Annotated in this window: 6 protein-coding genes; 4 read left to right on the forward strand and 2 right to left on the reverse strand. The window is 39.3% G+C overall.

The genetic code is table 11. The annotated features are described in order from the left end of the window. Nucleotides 1-522: 522 nt before the first annotated feature. Together ACTTK7_RS16945 and ACTTK7_RS16950 are read left to right on the forward strand one after the other, a co-directional pair. Nucleotides 523-912 carry a MobC family plasmid mobilization relaxosome protein gene (locus ACTTK7_RS16945; RefSeq protein ID WP_462869278.1) on the forward strand — a complete coding sequence of 130 codons (390 nt, stop codon included), beginning with the start codon at nucleotides 523-525 and terminating at the stop codon, nucleotides 910-912. Then, on the forward strand, nucleotides 894-2,039 hold the full coding sequence (locus ACTTK7_RS16950; RefSeq protein WP_462869280.1) for a relaxase/mobilization nuclease domain-containing protein: 1,146 nt from the start codon (nucleotides 894-896) through the stop codon (nucleotides 2,037-2,039). The genes ACTTK7_RS16945 and ACTTK7_RS16950 overlap by 19 nt, the downstream gene beginning before the upstream one ends. 319 nt (nucleotides 2,040-2,358) lie before the next feature. On the opposite strand, the gene ACTTK7_RS16955 is transcribed toward ACTTK7_RS16950, so the two are convergent. Beyond that, nucleotides 2,359-2,868 (reverse strand): hypothetical protein, encoded by a 510-nt coding sequence (locus tag ACTTK7_RS16955; RefSeq protein WP_462869281.1) that lies wholly within the window; start codon nucleotides 2,866-2,868, stop codon nucleotides 2,359-2,361. Nucleotides 2,869-2,936: 68 nt separating this feature from the next. Next, nucleotides 2,937-3,470, reverse strand: coding sequence for a replication/maintenance protein RepL (locus ACTTK7_RS16960; protein WP_462869282.1), 534 nt, complete (start codon nucleotides 3,468-3,470; stop codon nucleotides 2,937-2,939). A 316-nt stretch (nucleotides 3,471-3,786) separates the two neighbouring features. Here ACTTK7_RS16960 and ACTTK7_RS16965 point away from each other — a divergent pair, with 316 nt between their 5' ends. Together ACTTK7_RS16965 and ACTTK7_RS16970 are read left to right on the forward strand one after the other, a co-directional pair. Further along, the gene (locus tag ACTTK7_RS16965; RefSeq protein ID WP_462869283.1) at nucleotides 3,787-4,401 is read left to right on the forward strand and encodes a CadD family cadmium resistance transporter; all 615 of its coding nucleotides are present in this window, start codon (nucleotides 3,787-3,789) and stop codon (nucleotides 4,399-4,401) included. A gap of 14 nt (nucleotides 4,402-4,415) precedes the next feature. After that, complete coding sequence (locus ACTTK7_RS16970; RefSeq protein ID WP_462869284.1) at nucleotides 4,416-4,775, forward strand: ArsR/SmtB family transcription factor; 360 nt, start codon at nucleotides 4,416-4,418, stop codon at nucleotides 4,773-4,775. Nucleotides 4,776-5,229 lie beyond the last annotated feature (454 nt).

The raw sequence follows: 5,229 nt of genomic DNA on the forward strand, positions 1-5,229 counted from the left end.
GAAATAGGGATAAATAGGCTCTGACCGAAAACAGCGCTGAAAAAAGCTGTGAGGGCCTTGTATGAAGGAGGACACCGCCTACGAAGGGTTGTCCATGATAAGCGGACTTTGGCGGCAGCCAATGGAGCATTAAGGAATGGACAAGCTCGGACGGTTTACACCCTCTCGGTGCAAGCAAAAGAAGCCATTCTTTTGCTTCGCCTACCGGCGAGGGGAAGTTTTTGGGGGCGCCTTTTTTCAAAAAGGTGCGGTTTATCTTTAGCGATTTTAGCTAGCAAGATGCTAGCCCTTTTTTGATGAAAAAAGGAAGTCTTGTTGGACATACGGCTAGCATCATGATAGCCATGTGTTCAAGAAGGCGAAGGGGAGTTTGAGGGGAAGACGCGAAGCGTTTCCCCTCAACAAGGACTTATTTGCGCCACGAAGTGGCTAGCAAATATAGAGCTTGCCAAACCGTAATTGTGACAATAAAATGGAGAGACAGCGTCGAACCATTTTTTGGAACATTTGGAGGTGCGAAGTATGGGTGACGGTTACGAGGAAAACGATCAGCAGGCAAATGACGACGAGGGAAAACGAGGTCGGAAGGAAGCCAAGCAGATCAGTTTTCGAGTAAGCGAAGGCGAATATATCAAGTTGGAGCAGTCAGCGGAAACCTTGAATATGAGCGTGCCTGCTTTTGTGAAAAAGAAGGCACAGGGATCGAAGCTGGTGACGCCAAAATTCGGGAAGGAAACAGGCGTCCAGCTGAGCCGGGAATTACGGGATATTGGAAAGAATGTGAATCAGATGGCTCGCTGGTGCAATCAGCGACAAGAGGACGGCCTGCAGAAAAAGGATATTGATCGGCTGGAGGAAAATGTTCAACGGGTCCAGGAGGAGTTGAACCGGATATGGCAACGGTTAAGCTAGGAACAACGAAAACCGCCAATAAAGCTCTCAGTTATGCGGAGAAAAAGGCGGAAGTTGCTTCGGGGGTGGAATGCTTTCCAAAGGTTGCTCAGGCGCAAATGAAGGCCACCAGAGAGCTTCATGGGAAGAAGGATGGCATTCAGGCCCATACGGTCATTCAATCGTTTGAGCCGGGCGAGGTGAAGCCAGAAGAAGCCAATGAAGCAGGGGTGGCATTGGCCGAAAAGATCGCTCCGGGGCATGAATGCATGGTCTATACGCATACGGATAAAGATCATACGCATAACCATATCATCATCAATGCGGTCCATATGGACTCGGGAGCCAAGTATCAAGCACATGGCCAAGCGGCGATTCAACAAGTTCAGCACGCAAATGACGAGATTTGTCGAGAACGTGGATTATCTATTCCGAAGGAAGCGGCAGAGGTTCGGCATACGCTCGCCGAACAGGAAATCTTGGCTAAAGGAGAACCGAGCTGGAAAGATGAGATCCGCCAGGCGATTGATATGGCAAAAGAAGAAGTTGAAAGCTTTGAGGGATTACAGAAACATTTATTAGCGGAATATGACATAGAAACGAAGTTGCGGGGATCAACCTTGAGTTATAAGCACCCGGACCGCCAGCAGTTTGTGCGGGCCAATAAATTAGGAGCAGCGTATCAAAAGGAGGCATTGGAGCGTGGCTTTGAACGACAAAGTAGAGCAGAGCAAAAGCATGCAGGAACTCTTGAAAGAAACGAAGGAACTCAACGAGCTGATGAGAAGTTATATTCGGGTGCAGATGAACGAGGACAGCGTGACGAATCTATCCGTAGAAAACCAGTTGGAGAAGATTCGCATGACATCGACCAACGTTCACCAGCAGATGGCTTCGACGTTGGAGAAGCAAGAAAAGATGTTAACCGAAAACGACGTAATCTTGCGGAGCATGCTGAGCGAAGCAGAGAAAACGATAGGGAAAAACAATCATCAGACGATCGAGAAGATGAACGAACTGGACCAGAATATTCAAAATCGGTTGAATGCAATAAACAGCGAGATCGTGAAAAGCACGAACAACATGCAGCAGGAGCTCAACAAGGTCGTGCAAAACGCGCAAAAAGACAGCAGGGACTTAGTCGCTAAAGCGAAAAAAGGAGCGATGGCCTCGTACTGGGGTGATGCGTTCAAATATGGCATAGCGACTAGTGGGATCACTGTTCCTTTATTATTGATAGGGCATTGGTTATTTCTCTAATTAGGGCATTAAAAAAGCACCGTTCGAACGGTGCTTTTTTAATGCTTTTTACTTTTATCTTTTTGATTTAAATGATTAAAAAACTTTGATAGATAAATAAACAAGAACCTTTTCAAGCTGGCATGACCGAAGGGAATGGAAGGGGCGGGTTTCCCCGTACCATTCCTTTCGGCATCTGAGCGATAGCGGAAGTTTTGCTGAGCTTTTTTAAAAGCGATTATTTGTTTCTTTTTCATCGTTTTTAATTTTAAAGTTAGCTACAGCAATGGAACAAGTTATTGCTCCTAAAAATGAACCATAGACTATTATTTCTATTAAATTAAAAATTAATCCACTTTCTATGTAATCTGGAATAAATAAGATCAATGAACCCAATGTTAAAACTGAAATAAGAGATATACCAATTAATAAATTTTTAGAAATTATGATAAACCTCTGAGCTTTTCTTTTTTCTCTTTCTATTATTTCGATATATTGTTCTTCAGTCTCAGCATAGAGTTTAAATTTCTTAGAATATTTATCTATAGTTACAAAAATTGCATTAGAAAAACCACTAATTGCTCCAGCAGTTATCGTTATAGGTATCGAAACGAGCATATATATAAACTTTCCTAGAAAATCTGAAAAAACCGAAGTAACTATAAGAATAAGTTCAAAAGCAACTGTAAGAGTATCCTTTATTACTTTCCATGCTACTTGGATTATATTCTGTGTCATTTGGAAAATTAACTTGATATTCTTATACATTTCTTTAATAAATGTTTTAAAGAGGTTGTTCATGATGTTTAAAGATTTTCTCTCTCTTTGAGTGATTTCAATCGATCAAATTGATTTCTATATTCATAGTCTTTATTTTCTTTCTTACTTATCAGTATCTTTCCATCATACTTAGCATATCTTTTCTCAGTATTGTAACTAGTCCAAGCTAAGTCATGATTAATAACGTAAACATTACTAGTCCCCATTTTATAAACATCGAGAAACCCATTTTCTTGTAAAACTTTAATTGCTCTATATATTGTCATTCTTGATTTTTCAAAGTAATCTTCAAAAACTGAGTAGGAACAAGCAAGAGCATTGCGATTATCCATATGTTCCAGAATGAAAAAAAGCATAGTATTTGCAAACGGATATTTAGTCATTAACCAACGAACTTCTGGCATATGGTCTTTATAAAGTTGTACAAAATTATTATTCTTTTTTTCTTCTTCTTTATGTTTTTTATCTTTTTCTTTTTCTTCTTCAATTTCTAAGAATTTTAAGATTTTTGAGTATTGTTCATCTGTAACCTCAAGACTTTTCAAATTTTCACTTTGCATAATAAATTCCTCCGATCTTGATACATATATGTTTCATTATTGTTACATGATATAACATTAAATGTTATAAGTAAACACTAGTATGTTACTAGATGTAACAACTATGTATCACAGCTGATGTTACATATATGTATCACAGCTGGTGTTACATAATAAAAGAAAAAACCCTTTAAAAACAGTATTTATAGCATTTTCCCCTTCTTTATCTTGAACGGGGTTCCTTTCTTAAAGGTAATAGTCGAATTCAATTGTTGTAATTTTGTACCTTCATAAAGTACAATAGTCATTCAAAAACGTTTTTGAATGAGGTGGCTTTATGATTCAAACAATTGGGACAGCAGTCGTTTTATATGTCGCAACGGCTGTTGATTTGTTAATTTTATTACTGATTTTCTTCGCAAGAGCGAATAGCAGAAAACAGTATCGTGATATTTACATAGGCCAATATTTAGGTTCATTAACATTAATCGCTGTCAGTCTAGTCTTAGCGTACGTCTTAAACTTTGTTCCAGAAAAATGGATGCTAGGGCTGTTAGGTTTAATACCAATTTATTTAGGTCTCAAAGTTGCTATTGCTGGCGATAATGATGAAGAAGAAGTCGAAAGACAATTAGATCAAAGAGGATTAAGTAAATTAGCAAAAACCGTGACGTTAATCACTATAGCTAGTTGCGGAGCCGACAATGTAGGCTTATTTGTCCCTTATTTCGTAACACTAAGTATCCCAGAATTATTGGTAACTTTACTGGTGTTCCTAATTCTTATCTTTGTTTTAGTTTTCACAGCTCAAAAATTATCGGACATTCCAGGAATTGGAGAAGTCGTTGAGAAGTTTAGTAGATGGATCATGGCCAGCATCTACATTGGCTTAGGCCTATTTATTATCTATGAAAATCAAACCATACAAACCTTGATTTCTTTCTTAAACTAAAAAGAGGTGTCCAGATGAATAAAAATATAGAATGTCAGATTATATCTATTCATGAAGATAAAGTTGATAGCGCCAAGGAATTTTTAAGTGAATCGCCTTCCCAGAAACTTATGTCTATTTTTCATAGGGTTTGCGACGACAATAAAGTAAAAATTATTTTATCGTTACTTAAAGAGAAAGAAATGTGTGTATGTGATATTTCTATTATCTTAAATATGACAATCGCTTCGACCTCCCATCATTTAAGGCTTTTGTACAAGAATGATGTTCTAGACAGATATAGAAAAGGCAAAATGGTTTATTATTTTATAAAAGACACAGAAATAAAGAACTTTTTTGAAATGAACTTAACCAAAGAATTATATCAGTCATAAATATACTCTAATAAACCGTTCCTTTTTCCAAAATCCCACAGGCAGAAAGCTTAAAAGCAACCTACACAACCCTTGCATAGTCATAATTTAAATACCTTCAAATTCGTGGGCTTTCGCGCCCACACGGCGACCAACGGCAGCCCGTTGGATCGCTGACATTTTAACCCCCAACCCCCAATTGCAATTGGGGGCTACGCTATCGCTCAGATGCCGAAAGGAATGGTACGGGGGAAAGCGCCCCTTCCATTCCCTTCGGTCATGCCAGCTTGAAGACCTGGCGGCTTCGTCAACTCCTTATCCTCCCTGCGGTCCGGTATCGTTGACGAAGATCATGCGCTGTGAGCTTCTAGGAGCTTCTGTGAGCGATTTTGCATAGAGAAATAGGGATAAATAGGCTCTGACCGAAAACAGCGCTGAAAAAAGCTGTGAGGGCCTTGTATGAAGGAGGACACCG

It is taken from the genome of Marinococcus tarijensis, assembly GCF_054971385.1.

Coding starts and splice junctions, on each gene's coding strand:
- ACTTK7_RS16945 (WP_462869278.1), top strand. CDS start 523: ATGGGTGACGGTTACGAGGAAAACGATCAGCAGGCAAATGACGACGAG.
- ACTTK7_RS16970 (WP_462869284.1), top strand. CDS start 4,416: ATGAATAAAAATATAGAATGTCAGATTATATCTATTCATGAAGATAAA.
- ACTTK7_RS16965 (WP_462869283.1), top strand. CDS start 3,787: ATGATTCAAACAATTGGGACAGCAGTCGTTTTATATGTCGCAACGGCT.
- ACTTK7_RS16960 (WP_462869282.1), bottom strand. CDS start 3,470: ATGCAAAGTGAAAATTTGAAAAGTCTTGAGGTTACAGATGAACAATAC.
- ACTTK7_RS16950 (WP_462869280.1), top strand. CDS start 894: ATGGCAACGGTTAAGCTAGGAACAACGAAAACCGCCAATAAAGCTCTC.
- ACTTK7_RS16955 (WP_462869281.1), bottom strand. CDS start 2,868: ATGACACAGAATATAATCCAAGTAGCATGGAAAGTAATAAAGGATACT.